The following is an 18527-nucleotide window of genomic DNA, read 5'->3' as shown; positions in this document are numbered from 1 at the left end:
TTTTCATTAGTTTGCTTTATAAAATTGTTGGATGGCCTCATCGATATAAACCCAGCCTTTCCAACCTAAGTGCATATGATCTTTTAAGAAGTATTTATCATACTCATGATTTGAGAAGTCGGCAATTGGATAGCCAGCTTTCTCAATTTGCTCATGAACTTTCTTGTAGTACAATTCGCGGCGCTCTTTCGGGAAGCCAGCGTAATCGTACCAAGGACCTTTTACAGGAACAGAAATGAAGAGTGGTTTTGCACCAGATTGTTTTAATAAATCAAGTACGATTTGTAAATCTTCATATTCTGGCGATTGATCATAAGCATCATTTTTTAAGTAGCCTTCACGTTGCTTTAACTTCTTCTTAATTTTGCTATTGAAGTAATCATCTTCGATACCATATTCGTTAGATCCTGATTCTACTGCACCCGTTTGATCTGCATGTTTACGAGCTTCTTCCCAATTCATTTGTTTTAATGAAGGGTCAAGTTTTTCTTTATGCGGTTTAATATCAAACATAGCTGTAAATAAATCTTTACGATCTAAAATGTTACGATAAATATAAGCGAAAGGTTTAGCAGCAAGTGCTTTTACTTTATGCTTTGTATCATCATAAACGATACCTTCAAGCGAAATTTTAAGTAAAGTTTCTTTTTTAACAATCTCAAAGTTTAATAAACGCTTTGCGATTTGCTTTTTCATTTCAGGTTTTACATCATCGTTGAAAATGAAGTGGTAACCTTGTTGTTTTGAAAAGTTAGGTGCAAAGTGTGTTTCATCAATACCTTGTGGTACAAACCATTGCGGAGAAAGAACGAATACCATTTTCTTATCTTTCAATTGATCCATTGTAGATGTAAAGTTTAATACATGTACAAGGTCTTGTGTTCCGCCGCGTCCAAGTAGGAATGGGGTGAACCCTTCAGGTTTTACTTTGAAATAATTCGATGGATGGAAAGCATCCATACGTGCGAATTCCGATGAACCATACATCGGAAGATATTTCGGGTCTGCTAACATCTTTTGCTGTAAAATCATACTTTGAATCTTTTCTTCTTTTAAAGAAGTGGCAGCTTGTTCTACTTTTTCATCACTTAAAAGTGGAAGTAGGAAGCGCGTTGGAATAAGTAAGAATACAGCAAAAAGGGCCAATGCTAAAAGCATCGGACCAAATTTTGCTTTGTTCATCGGATTTCTTCCAACTTCTTAATAACCATGTTTGGTGTAGCCCACTCATCACGGTCAAAATCAGAAATAGAAACTTCAATATCTAAACGCTCTTGGAATTCAACTAATAAAGATACTACAGCGAAAGAATCAAGAATACCTTCTTCAAATAATTGAACATCTAAGTTTTCTTTCACAATATCGTTTTCACATACTTCTTCTAAAATATCTAATACTTGCTCTTTGAATTCTGCCATTTTTAAAATCTCCTTTATATCCGAATATATTATATGTGCAACTTCTTAATGGAATAAGAAGGGTGCATTAAAAGTATCTGTTAAGGTGTCCAGAGAAAATGAGGAAACCGAAACATACAACGTGGAACGTAATTACAATCGCAAGGACGTGTGTAAATTTATTGTTTGGCCAAAACTTATGCTTCTTGTTTTTTCGTTCGAAAATGTCGAATAAAATAAACAATGCGGCATGATATAGACCATAAATAACATACTGCGCAACAGCGCTTCCTTGGATGTGCCAAATTCCCATAATGAAGAAGTTTAAAAATGCACCGATATACGAAATTGTGTAACGGTTCTTAATTAACTTTTTCTTCGTTGCAAAAAAGACGAAACGCATGTAGATGAAATCACGGAACCAGAATGATAAACTCATGTGCCAGCGGTTCCAGAAGTCTTTAATATTACGACTGAGGAATGGCTTATTAAAGTTTTCTGGAGTTTTAATTCCCATCATGTAACTGATACCAATTACGAACGCACTATAACCTGCAAAGTCAAAGAATAATTGCATGCTAGTAGCGTACATAAAAATCGCATTAGATAAAAGTGTATCTTGATTGGCGAATACTGCCTTTACAAGATATGTTGTTATCAAGTGCGCGATTATAAACTTATACAGAAAACCTTGGAAAATACGGTTAAGCCCTGTATATAGTAACTTTTGATATTCCTCAGCACTAGGCGGCTTTTGGATATCTTTTTGGAATCTACGGTAACGATCGATAGGTCCACTTGAAATCGCAGGGAAGAATAAAACGAATTCCCAGAAATTAAAGAAGGAAAGTTCTTTAATTAAATTATCACGAACTTCAAAGACCATTTGTACAGCTCTAAATGTTACGTAAGACATACCTGCGAAAACAATAAAATGCAATTCAGGTACAAATGGTGCGATTTTTGCCAAAATAAGTGGCAAAATCGATAAAATAACAGCTATACAAAACATGAATGTACTATTATTTTGTTTTCTTAAAATTAAATAGCCTTTAATAAGGGCGTATTGCCAAATAATAAATGCGGCTAACATAATCGCTTGCTTCGGTTTATCCGAGAAGATAATAGCAATCATGACTAATGTTAAAACGGCATTATATTTACGCAACATTTTACCTTTTAATCCAGCTATGATAGTAGGTATTAATAAAATGCCCACTATAGCGAAAAAATAAAATGATCCATATGCGGTCATGCTGTAACCTCACTCAATAATTTTTTGCGATCTACCTTTCCATTTGGTGTCATAGGAATAGAAGATTGATACATGAATTTACGTGGAATCATGTAGTTTGGTAATCGCTCATTGAGTTCTTTTTTGATTGCAGATGTTAATTTGAATTCTTTCTCAAATGAATGTTCTCCAGGAACAACAACCGCTAATAAATAATCGTATTTTTCACCTTTTTTAATTGGAACGATAACTGCACCTTCTACGTAAGAACACGCACGAAGGTGATGCTCAATTTCTTCTAATTCCATTCGATAACCATGCAGCTTAATTTGGAAATCAAGACGACCATTATAGAATAGAAGACCATTTTCAACATAGCCAGCATCGCCTGTTTTATAGGCTCGCTCACCGTCAATCATAGTAAATGCTTTTTCTGTTAATTCAGGGCTTCCTAAATATCCAACGCTTACGCTTGGACCGACAATTACGATTTCACCTTTTTCACCATCAGGTGCAAGCGTACCATCTTCTTTCATAATAAGAAGGCGACAGTCTGATTTACAGTAGCCAACTGGAAGTGATTTGTATTGATCAAGCACTTCTTCTGTAACGTGAATACCTGTTACAGCGACAGTAGCTTCTGTTGGACCGTACGTATTCATAATTGTTGCTTTTGGGAAACGCTCAATTAATTTTCTAGCTACTTCATTTGGTAACACTTCACCACAGAATAAGAATGTTTTCATGTTTGGTAGCATACCCTCAGAGAAAGATGCCTCCATTAAACACATCTCTGCGAAAGAGGGTGTTGAAGTCCATACTTGTATATCCGATTGCTCTAAAGAAGCAAACAAGTCTTTTGGACGTGCAATCATATCTTTATCGATTGCCCAAAGTGTACCACCTGTTACTAATGATGGGTAAATATCCATGACAGATAAATCGAATGAGAAAGGTGCTTGGTTTAAGAATACTTGCCCTGTTTGTAAGTTAAAATCTTCTACAGCCCATTTTGTAAAGCTTACAAGGCAGTTATAAGTAATCTGAACCCCTTTCGGATTACCTGTGCTTCCTGATGTGTAAATAATGTAGAAGTTCTCATCACCTTTTACCGCATGTTCAGGATTTGGAGTGTTCCCTTTATGAGTAAAGAAAATATCTTTTAAGTTGTCTTCACTTACAATGCGAACTGGTAAATCAGTTACAGTTACTTCTGTTCCTGATAAAAGTAATTTCGCACCAGAATTTTCAGCGATACGTTGTACACGATCAGCTGGGATAGATAAATCTACAGGGATGTAAGCATGTCCAGCTTTTACACACCCTAAAAAGTTAATGATCATTTCAGGTTGCATATGGCCATAAACCATAATTGGTGAACGATCATCTGGATACTCAGAAGAAATCCAATGTGCTAACGCATCAGAATCTTCCTTTAATTGTTTGTACGTAATTTTCGCATCTCGCCAAACAAAAGCGGTTTGATCAGGCGTTTCTGCAGCCCACTTTTCAATTTGTTCTAATAACTTCATAACGTTCCCACCCTAGAATTCATTGTAAATAAATGTACTTGTGTTTGTATCATGGAATCCATACAACCAAAGTAATGCAAATAAAATTGCAAGGTAATAAACCGTCTTTGCAACCCATTGTGTGAGTGGTTGAGACCATATCTCTTTTAATCTTTCCATGTCTTTCCCTCTCTTAATGAAATAATAGCTCTTTGTAGGTATCATGTCCTACATTATTGTGAAAAAAACAAAATCCCACATTTTAGGTAAAAATAAGTCAAAAGGCTCTTTTCTGATATTAGCACTAAATACTAAAAAAGAAAATCCCTAACTTAGCAATTATATTACATTCAGCATGAATTTGTAATGGGTTTGACATGTAAATAGGAAGTGGATTGTGTGAATGTATAAAAGTGGCCTGGGAGAATGTATAGAAATGTAATATTTGCTTGTATCTTTGAATTTTTCATAGTTAATTTATGAATTGCTAAAGTTTCTTAAAAGGAGGAATTTCTGATGAAGGGCGTGTGGAGGGATATTATTTCAGAAGAAAACATTATTAAATGGAGACGGCATTTTCATAAATATCCGGAATTATCATTTCGTGAAGAAGAAACTTCGCAATTTATATATGATACATTATGCTCATTTTCTTCTTTTGAAGTAACGAGGCCAACGAAGTATAGTGTACTAGCAATTAAAAGAGGAACGGAACAAGGGAAAGTAGTTGCGATTCGAGCTGATATAGATGCTTTACCAATTCAAGAGGAGACAAGGAAATCTTATACGTCTGTGAATAAAGGAATGATGCATGCATGTGGGCATGATGCTCACGCAGCTATTTTGTTAAGTACAGCAGAGGCACTATCAAATATAAAGGAAGATTTTGCAGGTGAGATTCGTCTGTTTTTTCAGCACGCAGAAGAGGTGTTTCCTGGTGGTGGACAAGAAATGGTTGAGGTAGGCGTGATGGATGGTGTTGATTATGTAATAGGTTTACATGTTATGTCTGGATTGGAAAGCGGGAAGATAGGCATTGCGTATGGGCCGATGATGGCGGCACCAGACGTATTTACAGTTGAAATTCAAGGGAAAGGAGGGCATGCAGCGAGGCCAGAAGAAACGATAGATCCTATTGCTATCGGAGCGCAGATTATTACAAATTTACAACATATTGTATCAAGAAATACAAGTGCTTTCATGCAAAGGGTCGTTTCAGTTACGCAGTTTCATGGGGGAATGGCTGATAATATTATTCCTAGTGCAGCAACTTTAATGGGAACGGTTCGTTCTTTTAATCAAACATTAAGAAAAGAAGCAGAAGAGAGAATTGAGCAAGTCGTGAAAGGAATTACAGAAGCGCATGGAGGAGATTATACATATACGTATCGGTACGGATATGATCCAGTTATTAATGATGAATATATTACAAAAGTAGTAGAAGAAAGTGCACTACATTTGTTCGGGGATGAGCGTGTTGTGAAGCTGGAACCTTCTATGGGAGGAGAAGATTTTTCAGCATATTTACGGAAAGCACCGGGTTGTTTCATTAAACTAGGAACCGGTAATGAAAAGATAGATACTTGCTATCCGCATCACCATCCAAAATTTGATGTAGACGAATCAGCTCTAGTTTATGGAGTGGAATTATTTTTAGAGACAGCGATAAGACTACTAAAATCATAGAAAAGTATAAAAAAAGGCAACTGCGCTCTATCGCAGTTGCTTTTATTTCTTTCCGTCAGAGAGGGCTGAGAAAGAACTATGCTCATTTATAGTATATGAATAGCTAACGGACAAGCTTGTACATTTTAATCATTTTTTTAAAAAAAGTTATTGACATTGATAATCAATGTCAATTAATCTAAATATAGTTGAAATTGATAATTATTATCAATAGGATGGATGCGACATGTTAATGAGAAAAAAATTTCACCTTCTGCGGAGGGGATTAAAAGATAAAAATAAAGATGTTGATCAGCATATGGAATGGCAACGAAATGTAATTCGTTCTGAATATGTAGATGAGAAGAGTACGCTTCCAACAGAAAAAGAGATACAAGGTAAAAGGAGAGATTCAGTTGAGTAAGTTAGTAATGATATTTGCAAGTATGAGTGGAAATACAGAGGAAATGGCTGATCATATTGCGGGTGCAATTCGTGAAACAGAAAATGAAATTGAAGTTATCGATATTATGGATTCACCAGAAGCTTCTATATTAGAACAGTATGATGGAATTATTTTAGGTGCATACACTTGGGGAGATGGTGACCTTCCTGATGATTTCTTAGATTTTTATGACGCAATGGATTCTATTGATTTAACTGGGAAAAAGGCGGCAGTATTCGGATCATGTGATTCGGCTTATCCGAAATACGGCGTGGCGGTTGACATTTTAATAGAAAAGGTACAAGAACGCGGGGCAGCAGTTGTGTTAGAAGGACTAAAAGTAGAATTAACGCCAGAAGATGAAGATGTAGAAAAATGTTTACAGTTTGGAGCTGAATTTGTAAAACACCTTTCTTAATGGCAGAAGGGAGATGAAGAGCAAGTGCATGAGAAAATCGCAATCAAAACGATGACAGATTATCATTTGTATGATTTTATGCGTTGTCCGCATAAATTTTATTTTCGTCATATAAAAAGAAGAGAACCTTCTTCGTTTGAATGGCAACAAATCGCACAAATGATTGTGAATCAAATTATTAACGAGTATTACACGCTACCTGCAGGCCAACAAACGAAAATTGTACTTTTAATATTAATAGAAAAGTATTGGGAAAAAGTAAGGGTTAATATGTTTGCTTCGAAGACGGAGTATTATATTGTGTTAGCGAAGCTAACAGATCACTTATTACAGTTTGTTGAAAGAGATGATAGTCAGACACCGCCGTTATTTTTATATGAAAAATTTCAAACATATATGGAAGAGTTAGGTGTCCACATGTCATTGACATTAGAAGTTGGTGAGTGGAGTACTGAGTCGTTTGTAATTAAAAAGTATGTTGTCGATGCGGAGGAGGAAATGCTTGCTCTTTGTCAAAAGTTAATGACAGTATTCAGTTATAAAGCTTTCGGCATTCTTCCAGGAAAAATTGAAGTTATTAATTTAATAGAAGGAACTAAGTATGAGTACATTCCAAAACAGGAAGATATTATAACCGGAATGGCTGATTTATCTAGAATGAAAGAAATGTTGCAACAACCTGAACACTATACAGAGCGTCATTTTCGTTCTGAGTGTATGAGTTGTGCGTTTCGTAGTGAATGCCAAAGGGAAGAAGTAAAGAAAGAAGCGAAGCAAAAGAAAAATATCGTACACTAAAGGATGCAATGTTGCATCCTTTTTTGTTATTGACATGAAAAGCTTTTCATCATTTACGGTATATTTGTAGCAGATTTTAATAAAGTGAAACTTTAATCAGTGGGGGTTTTCTTCATCCCCTACTGATTATTAGTTGAACCAATTGGACTTTTATGGGCAGTTGATCCCCCGCCTAACTTCTTTGCTTTCGCTGAATTTGGAGGTGGGGGTCTTACTGCCCATTAAAGCGGGATAAAGGGAGGAATAATCAATGAAAGATGAAACGAAAGTATTTCAATGGTTAAAAGAACAGAATGCTCCTTTTGGGATTCAACTGCAAATTTTACAAGCATTTCAACTGTATCAAGTCATTGTTGAAATGGATAAAAAGTTAATGATGTATGAGGAGAGAGAGTATAGGGAGAGAATGTAATCTCATCCCTGTAATATTGTTTTCAGTTGTTTTGTACCCGCTATGAATTCAAGTTCATTCTTTGTTTCAAAGTTATAAATTATATTATGTAGTAAAGGGCTGTATTGATAAAAGGTAGTGATGCGGTGAATGAGTAATGGATCGTGATGAGAAATAAGCGTGCTGTATTGTTCATACACTGATGTAGTAAATTCACATCCAAAATCATAATATAGCCCAGCAAAGTCAAAGGCGGGATCTCCAATTTGAGCATCACCAAAATCAATAATTCCTGAAACGGTTTTATTTTGGTTATCAAATAAAATGTGATGATGTGTAAAGTCAGCGTGAATAAGTGTATTTTGAAAAGTGGATGTATCGATACAGGTAAAGAAATTTTCGAATAAACGATTTAAAGATAATTTCTGGGACGAAGTAAGACTGTTAGTAACATACTGATTTAACTTAGTTTGTAGTTCTTTCCAGTAGGTAAGTGTTTTTTCTATAGGGAACCTTAATGTTTTCACACGTTTTAAAGGGATACTATGTAGAGCCGCAAGGAAAGTAGCTAATTGTGTAATAATTATTTTTCGTTCTTTTTCATCTAACTTCGCAACTATTTCTGCTTTTAACGGTTCACCATGAATGAGAGTATAGTAACTACAAAGCGGAATAGTATCCGTATCCTTTTTATAGAATAGGTGATACTTTGGAACCTCAATTTTATGTAGTGAACAAGAGAGAAGTGTGCATAGTTCTTTTTCTAACGGAATTCGTATTGCGTATTCCTGTTTTCGCGGGAAACGAAACAGTAGCTCATCATTTACGATAACCGCTACATTATCCCATCCTTCTTCATTTTGTTTATATGAATATATAGAAAGTCTAGGCAGAGCTTCTTTTATATATTGTTTGTAAGAGTCCATAATTGTTCCTCGTTTCTAAGTTAACTTATTCTACTTTATGATATCAGAATTTTCTTTCTATATGTTAAAATATAACTATCATTATGAAGAGGGAGCGGGATTGTTATGAAGAAAAGAATACTAATTACTTCTTTATGTATCGCTTTTGGATTGTTTTGGTCATATAAAGAGGAGGTTTTTGCTAGGTTTAAACCGATTGATCAGTACGGATTAAATAAGGAATTAAAGAACAAAAGTATAGAAACTTTAACTCATAATGAAATGAAAAAGGTAGGAGAACATTTTGTGACAGAGCAATTATCAGTGTTTGAGTTTAATAATAAAGAAGATGTGAAACAAAAAGGTGAAGAAATATTTTTAAATAGAGGGTATGAACAATTAATAGGAAGTTATTATCCAAATCGTTTTCGGGATTTAGAGTATAAATTTATAAACGAGGACATACGTGAAGTGACGGATGAAAGCTTTCTCTATCAAACTGTAGCGTACGTTGTGGGTACTGAAGATGGTAAGAGAAGCGAAATGAAATTGAATTATGAAATGAAAATTGTAAAGGTTAATAATATATTTAAGGTGTTAGAACAAAAACAGCATGTACAATAAAGTGAAACATGAATCAGTGCTACAAATAGAGGGATAAAAAAATCCCCCAGTTCTTTGAGGGATTCTAAAGGTTTTCATTTTGTTGACCAAGTTCTTTTTGAGCAATGTATAAATTTCCTTGTTCGACTTGTTTCTGAGTAAGAACAGAATCACCTGCATACCCTTTTTCTGTTTTTACAGTTCTTTTCGAACGATTGAAATCTTGTTTCTTCATATAATATGTCACCTTTCCTTAAAAATAAACAAAAATGATAAGCACAAGTAATACAGCAGCAAAAATGGTAATGCCCATTAAAAACGAGGTGTTTTTATATTTAGGTGGCTTATGTATATCTTGCCGATATCCAGGTGAAATTTCAGGGGCGAATTCTTCATCGAATGCTTGATTTTTTTCTTTTTCGTCCATATGTATCCACCTTTCTTTTTCATTATGTTATACGTTACAAGAAAAAATATGCATAAAGAAAACCGCCCCTCTATCGTAAGTGGCGGTTTTCTGTTGTATATTTTCTTTGAACTTGAAATAGACGGATAAGAAGGAAGATAGCGCCAAATGCTAGACCGATAATAAGACCGATCCAATATCCTTTTGCTGCCCAGTCAGTATAAGTTGCTAATATGTAACCGAGAGGTAGACCGATTACCCAATAAGCGATTAATGTCATAATTAAGGAAACATTTACATCTTTATAACCACGTAGTGCCCCTTGTACAGGAGTTGCAATTGCATCTGAAATTTGAAATAAAATCGCAAATATAAGAAATTCTTTTGCTAAATGATGAACTTGTATATCTGTCGTATAAATCGAAGCAATTTCATCATCAAAGAAGTAAAGAAGAATTGAATACAATAGGGCGAATGCAAGTGCTAAGCCAATCCCGATAAATCCATATTGTTTTGCGTTATTATATCGTTTTGCCCCAACTTCGAATCCAACAGCGATGGTCATTGCCATCGCTAAGCTTAAAGGCGTCATATATAGCAAGGAAGCGAAGTTCATAGCGGCCTGATGAGCTGCGATTGTTGTTGTACTAAAATTACTCATCATAAGTGTCACTGCAGCGAAAATACTTGTTTCAAAAAAGATAGCAAATCCGATAGGGACACCAAGTTTTAAGAATGCTTTCCAACTCGAAAGAGAAGGACGATATAACTGTTTAAAGATATTGAAAGATGCGAACGGCGCTTTCGTACGAATAATAATGACGGTAATAATTAAAATGCACCAATAGGTTGCTGCAGAAGCAATTGCTGCACCGACACCACCAAGTTTTGGAAAACCAAAGTTCCCAAAAATTAATAAGTAATTTAATATTACGTTAATTGGTAATGATAGTAATGTAATGATCATCGTTGTGCGAGTTTTTCCTAATGCATCAATAAATCCACGTAAAACAGTGTAAGTAAATAAAGGGATAATTCCAATCGCGATAATACTTAAAAATTGTGCCGCAATACGTTCCACAGGTTCTTCCAGGCGCATGCCGTTTAAAATAGGTGAAACAGCGAAGAAACCGATAAGGATGACCACGAAACTAGCACAAATTGCTAAATATACTGCTTGTATGACAACTTGGGGAACATCCTCTTTTTTCTTTGATCCAACGAGCTGCGCAACAATTGGAGTAGTAGCCATTAAAATTCCTGTTAATCCGGTACTAACGGGAAGCCATATACTTGTTCCGATAGCAACACCCGCTAAATCAATAGGACTTGCGTGCCCTGACATTGTCGTATCGAAAAAACTCATTGCAAATAATGACATTTGCGTTACGAAAATCGGGAAAAATAGTAATACAAATTGCTTTAATTTTTGTGAGAATGAATTAGTTTCTTTCATAAAATCCCCTTTCCGTTAAAAAAACAAACTCTTACTATCATACAATTTAATTAAAAAATAGAAAAGAAATACGCGCATACAACATGTACAATCAATAAAAAAAGGATGCACTTTAAAAGGGGATAAGGTATTATGATAAGGTGTGAAAAATTACATATTCGTTATTAAGGAGGCACTACTCGTGGCTGATTGGTTAATTGGAATAATCATGGGTGCTGTTGAAGGGTTAACAGAGTTTTTACCAGTTTCATCAACAGGACATATGATTTTAACAGGTCATTTACTTGGATTTGACGACGAGAGAGCGAAAGTTTTCGAAGTTGTTATTCAATTGGGATCGATTTTAGCAGTTGTTGTTATATTTTGGAAGCGTCTATGGTCTTTAGTAGGTATAGGGAAAGTAACAGACGGACCATCGTTAAATTTATTACATATTATTATCGGGATGATTCCTGCCGGCATACTTGGCGTATTGTTCCATAGTGCGATTAAAGAAGTTTTATTTGGGCCAGGCCCAGTTGTCATTAGCTTAGTGGCTGGTGGTATTTTAATGATTGTTGCTGAGAAGTTTTCGAAACCAAGTACAGCAAGAACATTAGATGAAATCACATATAAGCAAGCATTTACAATCGGAATGTTCCAATGTTTAGCACTTTGGCCAGGATTTTCTCGTTCTGGTTCTACAATAAGTGGTGGTTTATTAGCTCGCGTGTCACATACAGCGGCAGCTGAATATACATTCATTTTAGCAGTACCAATGATGGTAGCTGCAAGTGGATTAGATTTAATTAAAAGCTGGGATATATTAAGTGCAGCTGATATACCGTTATTTGCAACAGGATTTATTACAGCATTCGTTGTTGCAATGCTTGCAATTGTTTCATTCTTAAAATTATTATCTCGTGTAAAACTAACACCGTTCGCTTACTATCGTTTCATTTTAGCTGCGGTATTCTATTTCTTCATTATGTAATAAAAAAAAACTGCCGAGTTCGGCAGTTTTTTTATTTTACTACTTTTTCCATCATGTTTTCCATTACATGTTCCCATAGAGAAGTATCATCAGCTAATGTAGCACGGAAATTAGCGTACATTTCTTTTTGTTTCTCTTCGAATGTTGGATCTTCTTTTTCAGGCAATGTAGCGCGCATTGAAGTTACTAACTCTTGTACTTTTGGAGCACGTGGTCCCCAAACGGCTTGTTCATTTCCATCTTTATCAATGAAAATAAAGATTGGAATCGCGCGTGCTGTTCCATTTGTTAAATATTGATCCATTAATTCCAAGTTTTCATCGCGAATTAATAATGACATATCAATATTTGCAACTTCAGAAATTCGTTTCATAACAGGTACGCATAAAAGAGCATCACCACACCAATCAGCTGTTAATACGATAACACGCCAGCCATCATTTTGGCGTTCTTCTAATACAGGAAGTAATTCATTTGGAATTAAAAAGTTATTGTAAATGTGCAGTAGTTCGTATTGATTTACTTTCATTTCATCCACATATGTATCAAAGGACATACCTTTATCAGCCCATTGTTGTAAGTTCATAAGTAACACCTCTTTAGTATGATTTGTTTTCATTGTACCAATTTTTATATAGAAAAGCTTGTATTCTTACTCTTTCTTATCACTTAATAATTGATTGAATAGGAAAAGGAATAGTACGACACATAATTCAGCAATGTTGGACAGTTGTACGCTCTCTATCCAATCGTCGGCAGTATGAATGACGAACCAATCTAGCGTAATTTCCATAATTGCGAAAAGAGTAATAGAAAGCCAATTTGGCATGTTTTGTGTCATTGGATATAGCAGTGCTTTCAAGAAACTAAAGATAAAAAATGTAATACCGTCTAAGAAAGTAATTAATAAAAAAAATAGAAGTAAAGCAGTGCGTGATCTATACTCTACACCTGTAATATGAAAGATTCCTACATATACAAAAAATATAAATGAAAAAACTATAATGAGAAACAGAATAACAAAACCAATAATCAAAGTCTTATCTTTTAGATTAAGGTTAGAAAATTTGTCTTCTTCACTCACTACTCCAACTCCTTTTTCTGGAAATTCAATTTTATTGTATCATGAAATATCTATTAAAAAACTACGAATTATGGAAAAATAAGGTGACAAAAAGTAAGATTTCATGTAAAATTATTAATAAGGTTTTTATTTAACTAAATGAAATAAAGGGGCTGTCAAAGTTGTCTCAAAATCGAGAGCAATTAATGGAAGAACTATCGACAAATGTTTTTGCTATGTTCCGCACGTTGCGTAATGATATTGGAAAAATATTTGGTGGTTACATACCGTGGAATGAGTTCATCGTCCTTAGAATATTGAATCGTACGAATAAAGAAATGGTATCACGTGTAGCCAATGAGTTAAATGTGTCGAATAGTCATATTACAGCTGTTACAGAAAAATTAATTAATAAAGGTTTTGTAACTCGTTCACGTTCTACGTCAGATCGCCGAGTTGTATATTTGGAGATTACAGAACAAGGGAAAGATTTAGTTGCGAAAATGGAAGGTGAGAAAAAGAAATATTTACAAGAAAGATTCTTCGCACTTTCAGAAGAAGAAATGAATGTAATGATATCTATTTCTAAAAAACTTATTTAAGTCATTACAAGTAAGAAAACGCTTACGCGTTGAAGAAGAAGACCTTCCTTATATGAGGAAGGTCTTCTTTCGTACGTAATAGATTATAAAAATGAAAATATGTATCATACTACTAGTAAAGGAAGGAGGAGAAATTATGACGAATCGTAATGGTAGTAAAGGGAGCGGAAATCAAGGCTCACCGAAATCAGGGCAATTTCAGCAAGAGTTTAGTACTGAATTTGAGACTGGTAATGATAACAAAGGAAAAGAATATCGTTCGAAAAAAGGAAGTAAATCAAAAAAGGAGTGAATCATTTCACTCCTTTTTTGATTTAAGATACTGCAGATTGATTCGTATTATATTTTTCTTCTGATTTTGCGACAATCATTGCACAAATTGCATCACCAGAAATATTTACAGCTGTTCTTGACATATCTAGAATGCGGTCAATACCGATAATTAAGGCAATACCTTCTACGGGTAGATTTACTTGATTTAAAACCATCGTAAGCATTACAAGTCCAACGCCTGGTACACCAGCAGTACCGATACTAGCTAGTACAGCAGTTAATACGACGACAGCTAATTGGGACATAGTAAGTTCAACGCCATATACTTGAGCGATAAACACAGTTGCTACACCTTGCATAATGGCGGTACCATCCATATTAATCGTGGCACCTAGTGGTTGTACAAAAGAACTTATCGCTTTTGGAACACCCAGTTTTTCTTGTGCTGTTTTCATTGCAAATGGAAGAGATGCATTAGAGCTAGATGTACTAAATCCAATTGCCATTACCGGTCCGAATTGTTTAAAGAAACGGACAATACTTTCTTTTGCTAATACCTTTAATAATCCGCCATATACGAAGACGCCGTGAATAATAAGTACTAGCATAACGACAATCATATACTTGAACATCGCAGCGACGCCTGCAAGACCCATTTTACCAACGGATGAAGCGAGCAATCCAAATGTTCCGATTGGAGCTAATTTCATAACGAGATTAACAAGATACATCATTAATTCGTTGCCCTGTTCAAGTAATGAATGGATACCTTGGACTCGTTTTCCTAAAATAGCTATACCGAGTCCGATTAATACGGCAAAGGCAATAATTTGTAACATGTTTCCATCAGCCATCGCTTGTGCTGGATTATCTGGTACGATATTTAGCAATGTATCGACGAAAGATGTTTCGGTTTTTGCACCTTCATATTTAAGCCCTTCGGTTTTAAAGTTACCGCCAGATCCTGGTTGTATAATAAGTGCAAATGTAACTGCAATAGAAATAGCAACGGCTGTAGTTACAAGAAAGAATGAAATGGATTTTAAGCCGATTCTTCCAAGTTGTTTCGGGTCTCCAAGCCCAGCAGCTCCAAGCACGATAGAAATGAATACAACAGGAACAACTAGCATTTTAATGAGTCGAATAAACAATTGACCAAGTGGATTGAACACATATTGATTTAATGGTTCAAAAATGGATGGTGCAGCTAAATTTAGAGTGAGTCCGACAACTAAACCGAGAAATAATGCAATTAAGATTGCTTTTGTTTGTTTCAATAAAATCCCCCCTTATTTTTTGTAAAGTAGCTTTCTACATTAATTGTACCGAAAAAATACCTATTTTGACAATATTTTCTGAATATTTTGTATAAAAATACCTATTTTAATGTAGAAAGGGTTAAATTTTATATTTGAAAAACAAAATAGGCCATCACATTGGATGGCCTAGGGAAGGGGACAATTTATGTCAATTTAATTAGGGATGGAAGCTACTCAAAGACACTGGGGAATGTCTTGTAAATTAGGGAGGAATAGCTTCGATACATATACTATAAAAGATGAGTGTGACCGGGGTGTGAACATAGAGTGAAAGAGAGAGGGAGTTTTTAATAAAAGATAGAAAGACAAAAAAATAAGACCATCGCATATGAGATGGTCAAGGAAGGGGACAATTTATGTCAATTTAATTAGGGATGGAAGTTGTTCAAGACACTGGGGAATGTCTTATAAATTAGGGAGGAACAACTTCGATACATATACTATAAAAGGTGGATGTGACCTTGATGTGAACATAGAGTGAAAGAGAGAGGGAGTTTTTAATAAAAGATAGAAAGACAAAAAAATAAGACCATCGCATATGAGATGGTCAAGGAAGGGGACAATTTATGTCAATTTAATTAGGGATGGAAGTTGTTCAAGACACTGGGGAATGTCTTATAAATTAGGGAGGAACAACTTCGATACATATACTATAAAAGGTGGATGTGACCTTGATGTGAACATAGGGTGAAAGAGAGAGGGAGTTTTACATAAAGGATAGAGTAAACAAAAAAATAAGACCATCGCATATGAGATGGTCAAGGAAGGGGACAATTTATGTCAATTTAATTAGGGATGGAAGCTATTCAAAGACACTGGGGAATGTCTTATAAATTAGGGAGGAACAGCTCCGATACATATACTATAAAAGGTAGATGTGACCCCTATGTGAACATAGAGTGAAAGATATGAGAATTTGAGAAATGATACATATAAAATAATTATTGCGAGAGTTGTAGAGTAAGAAGAAATATAATATAAAGTGTCTTGTCATAAAATGCAGTGGAGTTCGAGTATAAATAAAAGTTGAAAACTATGAAAAAAAGGATTATGCTCAACTATATTATAAGAATATAAGGTTTATCCCGCTGTTTAAGGTTTCTTATAAGCTTTTATTTATAAGGGGAAAAGGGAGTTAGTGACATGGAAGTAACAAAAAGACAAGGTCTGTATAATCGTTTTATACGATTAAATCCACCACAAATATTAGCATTAGGATTTTTCTGTTTAATTGTGGTTGGTGGTTTGTTATTAAAGTTACCATTTGCAACGAAAGTACATATTAGCTGGGTAGATGCTTTCTTTACGGCAACATCAGCAGCAACTGTAACGGGATTGGGAGTAGTAGATACTGCAAGTACGTTTACGATGTTTGGCGAGATTGTTATTATGCTTTTAATTCAAACGGGTGGTTTAGGTCTTATGACAATTGCCATTTTAATTGTTTGGGTATTAGGTAAAAAAATCGGATTACGCCATCGATTATTAATCGGAGAGGCATTTAATCAGACAAATATAGGTGGTCTTGTAAAATTAGTAAAACGTGTCTTTATATTTTCTATTTGTATTGAGCTTATTGGAGTCATTTTTTTATCGTTTCGCTTTATTCCAGAGTTTGGTTTTGGAAAAGGTGTATATTATAGCATTTTTCACGTTATTGCATCTTATAATAATGCTGGATTTGCTCTATGGCCGGATAATTTAACAAGGTATGTAGGAGATCCTATTATTAATATTGGGATTTGCTCATTAATCGTAATAGGTGGTCTCGGTTTTACAGTATTGATTGATATATGGTATAGTCGTAGATTTCGAAAATTATCACTTCATTCCAAAATCATGATTGTCGGAACAGTAGCGCTAAATGTTATAGCGATGATTGTGATTTTTGTATTGGAATATAATAATGTGAAGACGTTAGGGAATTTACCTTTAAATGAAAAGTTATGGGCTTCTTTCTTCCAAGGTATTACTCCTCGTACTGCTGGATTTAATACAGTTGACTACGGGGGAATGGAAGAATCATCTATATTATTTACGATGGTTTTAATGTTTATTGGTGCAGGAAGTGTATCAACGGGTGGAGGGATTAAATTAACAACGTTTGTTATTTTAGTTACATCTGTCCTTTCTTTCTTTAGAAAAAAAGAGGAAATCGTTTTATTTCAGCGCACAATTAAAATGTCGACAGTAACGAGAGCGTTAGCCATTGCTGTTGCCAGTCAAATACTCATTTTTGCAGCGGTATTTGTATTAATGCTTACAGAAAACTTCAGCTTTATTCAGTTACTATTTGAAACAATTTCAGCGTTCGGCACAGTAGGGTTAACGATGGGGATTACTGCAAAGTTATCAGCGTTTGGAAAATGTATTATTATGTTTGTTATGTTTTGTGGATTAATCGGACCGTTAACACTTGTCTTTTCTTTAGCGTCACCAGCAAAACAAAAAATTAAATATCCATCGGAAGATGTATTTACAGGATAAGGTATCCCGCATAAGCGAGATACCTTTTTCTTTTTAAAAAAGGGAGAACAATAAACCGATAAGCGCTACTCGGAATAAAATTGCAATGAGTGCTGCAATTCCGCCGACAATCGCAGCGATACCACCAGTTACAGTAGCTCCGCGATTATAAGCGTAGATCCCTAGTAATACAGAAACAAGACCAAATAATGTTGGGAAGGTAAATAGTGATAAGATAGATAAGGCAAGAGCGATAAAGCCAGCCGTTGATCCAGCGGCGGACGATCTTACATCATCTTTATTATCTTTCTCATCGTAATCATAATCAATGCGCTGTGGTGCAACCTCAGCTGCATATTCTTCTTTGTAGTCACTATAATCACTATCTATTCTATCTCTTTTTTTATACTCATCAAATTTCTCAGTCAAAGTCATGACTCCTTTCATAACAAGGTTCAATAGTAGTATGCATCTCTTGTTCTTTTTTATCCCGCTATTTGTGGCCCGCAAACGCCTGATTGCTGAAGGCTAATAATCAGTGGGTGATTGCTGATTAAAGTTTCATTTTATCCGAGCGAGTACAAGGCGTAATTCCATTTAGA

The 18527-nt window shown here is 35.0% G+C and carries 23 protein-coding genes; 10 read left to right on the top strand and 13 right to left on the bottom strand.

The features are described 5' to 3' along the window. Positions 1 to 6 precede the first annotated feature (6 nt). From dltD to QCI44_RS21225, 5 genes are all read right to left on the bottom strand, one after another. Entirely contained in the window at positions 7 to 1182 is a 1176-nt protein-coding gene (gene dltD / locus QCI44_RS21245; RefSeq protein WP_016136599.1) for a D-alanyl-lipoteichoic acid biosynthesis protein DltD, read from the bottom strand. Next, the gene (gene dltC, locus QCI44_RS21240; protein WP_000807310.1) at positions 1179 to 1418 is read right to left on the bottom strand and encodes a D-alanine--poly(phosphoribitol) ligase subunit DltC; all 240 of its coding nucleotides are present in this window, start codon (positions 1416 to 1418) and stop codon (positions 1179 to 1181) included. Before dltC ends, dltD begins: the two co-directional genes overlap by 4 nt. Positions 1419 to 1485: 67 nt before the next feature. Continuing rightward, positions 1486 to 2652 (bottom strand): D-alanyl-lipoteichoic acid biosynthesis protein DltB, encoded by a 1167-nt coding sequence (gene dltB / locus QCI44_RS21235; protein ID WP_000127922.1) that lies wholly within the window; start codon positions 2650 to 2652, stop codon positions 1486 to 1488. Further along, positions 2649 to 4163, bottom strand: a complete 1515-nt coding sequence (dltA, locus tag QCI44_RS21230; protein ID WP_016088750.1) for a D-alanine--poly(phosphoribitol) ligase subunit DltA — start codon at positions 4161 to 4163, stop codon at positions 2649 to 2651. The genes dltB and dltA overlap by 4 nt, the downstream gene beginning before the upstream one ends. 12 nt (positions 4164 to 4175) lie before the next feature. After that, entirely contained in the window at positions 4176 to 4322 is a 147-nt protein-coding gene (locus QCI44_RS21225; RefSeq protein ID WP_002011626.1) for a teichoic acid D-Ala incorporation-associated protein DltX, read from the bottom strand. Between the two features lie 336 nt (positions 4323 to 4658). Between QCI44_RS21225 and QCI44_RS21220 the strand changes: the two genes are divergently transcribed. From QCI44_RS21220 to QCI44_RS21200, 5 genes are all read left to right on the top strand, one after another. Continuing rightward, positions 4659 to 5828 (top strand): amidohydrolase, encoded by a 1170-nt coding sequence (locus QCI44_RS21220; protein WP_016088749.1) that lies wholly within the window; start codon positions 4659 to 4661, stop codon positions 5826 to 5828. Between the two features lie 226 nt (positions 5829 to 6054). Next, a complete protein-coding gene (locus QCI44_RS21215) occupies positions 6055 to 6231 on the top strand; it encodes a hypothetical protein (protein WP_016088748.1) in 177 nt (58 codons plus the stop codon). Beyond that, complete coding sequence (locus tag QCI44_RS21210) at positions 6224 to 6670, top strand: flavodoxin (RefSeq protein ID WP_016088747.1); 447 nt, start codon at positions 6224 to 6226, stop codon at positions 6668 to 6670. The genes QCI44_RS21215 and QCI44_RS21210 overlap by 8 nt, the downstream gene beginning before the upstream one ends. Before the next feature lie 24 nt (positions 6671 to 6694). Next, on the top strand, positions 6695 to 7468 hold the full coding sequence (locus QCI44_RS21205; RefSeq protein ID WP_353811434.1) for a hypothetical protein: 774 nt from the start codon (positions 6695 to 6697) through the stop codon (positions 7466 to 7468). Between the two features lie 250 nt (positions 7469 to 7718). Further along, complete coding sequence (locus QCI44_RS21200) at positions 7719 to 7880, top strand: hypothetical protein (protein ID WP_016088745.1); 162 nt, start codon at positions 7719 to 7721, stop codon at positions 7878 to 7880. Between the two features lie 2 nt (positions 7881 to 7882). Here the strand turns inward: QCI44_RS21200 and QCI44_RS21195 are convergent, their stop codons facing one another. Beyond that, a complete protein-coding gene (locus QCI44_RS21195; protein WP_088083460.1) occupies positions 7883 to 8785 on the bottom strand; it encodes an aminoglycoside phosphotransferase family protein in 903 nt (300 codons plus the stop codon). A 105-nt stretch (positions 8786 to 8890) separates the two neighbouring features. Here QCI44_RS21195 and QCI44_RS21190 point away from each other — a divergent pair, with 105 nt between their 5' ends. After that, complete coding sequence (locus tag QCI44_RS21190) at positions 8891 to 9388, top strand: biotin transporter BioY (protein WP_353811433.1); 498 nt, start codon at positions 8891 to 8893, stop codon at positions 9386 to 9388. Between the two features lie 64 nt (positions 9389 to 9452). Here the strand turns inward: QCI44_RS21190 and QCI44_RS21185 are convergent, their stop codons facing one another. The 3 genes from QCI44_RS21185 to QCI44_RS21175 form a co-directional block, all read right to left on the bottom strand. Then, positions 9453 to 9602 carry a hypothetical protein gene (locus QCI44_RS21185; protein ID WP_016088742.1) on the bottom strand — a complete coding sequence of 50 codons (150 nt, stop codon included), beginning with the start codon at positions 9600 to 9602 and terminating at the stop codon, positions 9453 to 9455. An 18-nt stretch (positions 9603 to 9620) separates the two neighbouring features. After that, positions 9621 to 9794, bottom strand: a complete 174-nt coding sequence (locus tag QCI44_RS21180; RefSeq protein ID WP_016088741.1) for a hypothetical protein — start codon at positions 9792 to 9794, stop codon at positions 9621 to 9623. A gap of 70 nt (positions 9795 to 9864) precedes the next feature. Beyond that, positions 9865 to 11229, bottom strand: coding sequence for an MATE family efflux transporter (locus QCI44_RS21175; RefSeq protein WP_016088740.1), 1365 nt, complete (start codon positions 11227 to 11229; stop codon positions 9865 to 9867). 181 nt (positions 11230 to 11410) lie between these two features. Here QCI44_RS21175 and uppP point away from each other — a divergent pair, with 181 nt between their 5' ends. Further along, a complete protein-coding gene (gene uppP, locus QCI44_RS21170) occupies positions 11411 to 12202 on the top strand; it encodes a bacitracin resistance undecaprenyl-diphosphatase (RefSeq protein WP_016088739.1) in 792 nt (263 codons plus the stop codon). A 31-nt stretch (positions 12203 to 12233) separates the two neighbouring features. Here uppP and QCI44_RS21165 read toward each other — a convergent pair whose 3' ends face one another. Continuing rightward, positions 12234 to 12821: a thioredoxin family protein gene (locus tag QCI44_RS21165; protein WP_098412641.1), complete on the bottom strand. Its 588-nt coding sequence runs from the start codon at positions 12819 to 12821 to the stop codon at positions 12234 to 12236. Positions 12822 to 12854: 33 nt separating this feature from the next. Continuing rightward, positions 12855 to 13286 carry a regulatory YrvL family protein gene (locus QCI44_RS21160; RefSeq protein WP_016088737.1) on the bottom strand — a complete coding sequence of 144 codons (432 nt, stop codon included), beginning with the start codon at positions 13284 to 13286 and terminating at the stop codon, positions 12855 to 12857. A gap of 161 nt (positions 13287 to 13447) precedes the next feature. Between QCI44_RS21160 and QCI44_RS21155 the strand changes: the two genes are divergently transcribed. Together QCI44_RS21155 and QCI44_RS21150 are read left to right on the top strand one after the other, a co-directional pair. Further along, positions 13448 to 13867, top strand: a complete 420-nt coding sequence (locus QCI44_RS21155) for a MarR family winged helix-turn-helix transcriptional regulator (protein WP_116349195.1) — start codon at positions 13448 to 13450, stop codon at positions 13865 to 13867. Positions 13868 to 14003: 136 nt separating this feature from the next. After that, positions 14004 to 14159, top strand: a complete 156-nt coding sequence (locus tag QCI44_RS21150) for a hypothetical protein (RefSeq protein ID WP_000184933.1) — start codon at positions 14004 to 14006, stop codon at positions 14157 to 14159. A gap of 22 nt (positions 14160 to 14181) precedes the next feature. Here QCI44_RS21150 and QCI44_RS21145 read toward each other — a convergent pair whose 3' ends face one another. Next, the gene (locus QCI44_RS21145) at positions 14182 to 15417 is read right to left on the bottom strand and encodes a dicarboxylate/amino acid:cation symporter (protein ID WP_016088735.1); all 1236 of its coding nucleotides are present in this window, start codon (positions 15415 to 15417) and stop codon (positions 14182 to 14184) included. 1185 nt (positions 15418 to 16602) lie between these two features. Between QCI44_RS21145 and QCI44_RS21140 the strand changes: the two genes are divergently transcribed. Further along, on the top strand, positions 16603 to 17946 hold the full coding sequence (locus QCI44_RS21140) for a TrkH family potassium uptake protein (protein WP_353811432.1): 1344 nt from the start codon (positions 16603 to 16605) through the stop codon (positions 17944 to 17946). A 33-nt stretch (positions 17947 to 17979) separates the two neighbouring features. On the opposite strand, the gene QCI44_RS21135 is transcribed toward QCI44_RS21140, so the two are convergent. Next, positions 17980 to 18372 carry an imidazole glycerol phosphate synthase gene (locus tag QCI44_RS21135; RefSeq protein WP_074651135.1) on the bottom strand — a complete coding sequence of 131 codons (393 nt, stop codon included), beginning with the start codon at positions 18370 to 18372 and terminating at the stop codon, positions 17980 to 17982. Positions 18373 to 18527 lie beyond the last annotated feature (155 nt).

It is taken from the genome of Bacillus cereus group sp. RP37 (genome assembly GCF_040459695.1).
GTDB lineage: Bacteria > Bacillota > Bacilli > Bacillales > Bacillaceae_G > Bacillus_A.
The sequence above is the reverse complement of the archived record's forward strand: the minus strand, read 5'-3'. Positions and strand labels throughout refer to the sequence as shown.

Bases quoted from the DNA above. Each gene is read 5' to 3' on its own strand.
- dltD (WP_016136599.1), bottom strand. From the start codon at position 1,182: ATGAACAAAGCAAAATTTGGTCCGATGCTTTTAGCATTGGCCCTTTTT.
- dltC (WP_000807310.1), bottom strand. From the start codon at position 1,418: ATGGCAGAATTCAAAGAGCAAGTATTAGATATTTTAGAAGAAGTATGT.
- dltB (WP_000127922.1), bottom strand. From the start codon at position 2,652: ATGACCGCATATGGATCATTTTATTTTTTCGCTATAGTGGGCATTTTA.
- dltA (WP_016088750.1), bottom strand. From the start codon at position 4,163: ATGAAGTTATTAGAACAAATTGAAAAGTGGGCTGCAGAAACGCCTGAT.
- QCI44_RS21225 (WP_002011626.1), bottom strand. From the start codon at position 4,322: ATGGAAAGATTAAAAGAGATATGGTCTCAACCACTCACACAATGGGTT.
- QCI44_RS21220 (WP_016088749.1), top strand. From the start codon at position 4,659: ATGAAGGGCGTGTGGAGGGATATTATTTCAGAAGAAAACATTATTAAA.
- QCI44_RS21215 (WP_016088748.1), top strand. From the start codon at position 6,055: ATGTTAATGAGAAAAAAATTTCACCTTCTGCGGAGGGGATTAAAAGAT.
- QCI44_RS21200 (WP_016088745.1), top strand. From the start codon at position 7,719: ATGAAAGATGAAACGAAAGTATTTCAATGGTTAAAAGAACAGAATGCT.
- QCI44_RS21195 (WP_088083460.1), bottom strand. From the start codon at position 8,785: ATGGACTCTTACAAACAATATATAAAAGAAGCTCTGCCTAGACTTTCT.
- QCI44_RS21190 (WP_353811433.1), top strand. From the start codon at position 8,891: ATGAAGAAAAGAATACTAATTACTTCTTTATGTATCGCTTTTGGATTG.
- QCI44_RS21185 (WP_016088742.1), bottom strand. From the start codon at position 9,602: ATGAAGAAACAAGATTTCAATCGTTCGAAAAGAACTGTAAAAACAGAA.
- QCI44_RS21180 (WP_016088741.1), bottom strand. From the start codon at position 9,794: ATGGACGAAAAAGAAAAAAATCAAGCATTCGATGAAGAATTCGCCCCT.
- QCI44_RS21175 (WP_016088740.1), bottom strand. From the start codon at position 11,229: ATGAAAGAAACTAATTCATTCTCACAAAAATTAAAGCAATTTGTATTA.
- QCI44_RS21165 (WP_098412641.1), bottom strand. From the start codon at position 12,821: ATGAAAACAAATCATACTAAAGAGGTGTTACTTATGAACTTACAACAA.
- QCI44_RS21150 (WP_000184933.1), top strand. From the start codon at position 14,004: ATGACGAATCGTAATGGTAGTAAAGGGAGCGGAAATCAAGGCTCACCG.
- QCI44_RS21140 (WP_353811432.1), top strand. From the start codon at position 16,603: ATGGAAGTAACAAAAAGACAAGGTCTGTATAATCGTTTTATACGATTA.
- QCI44_RS21135 (WP_074651135.1), bottom strand. From the start codon at position 18,372: ATGAAAGGAGTCATGACTTTGACTGAGAAATTTGATGAGTATAAAAAA.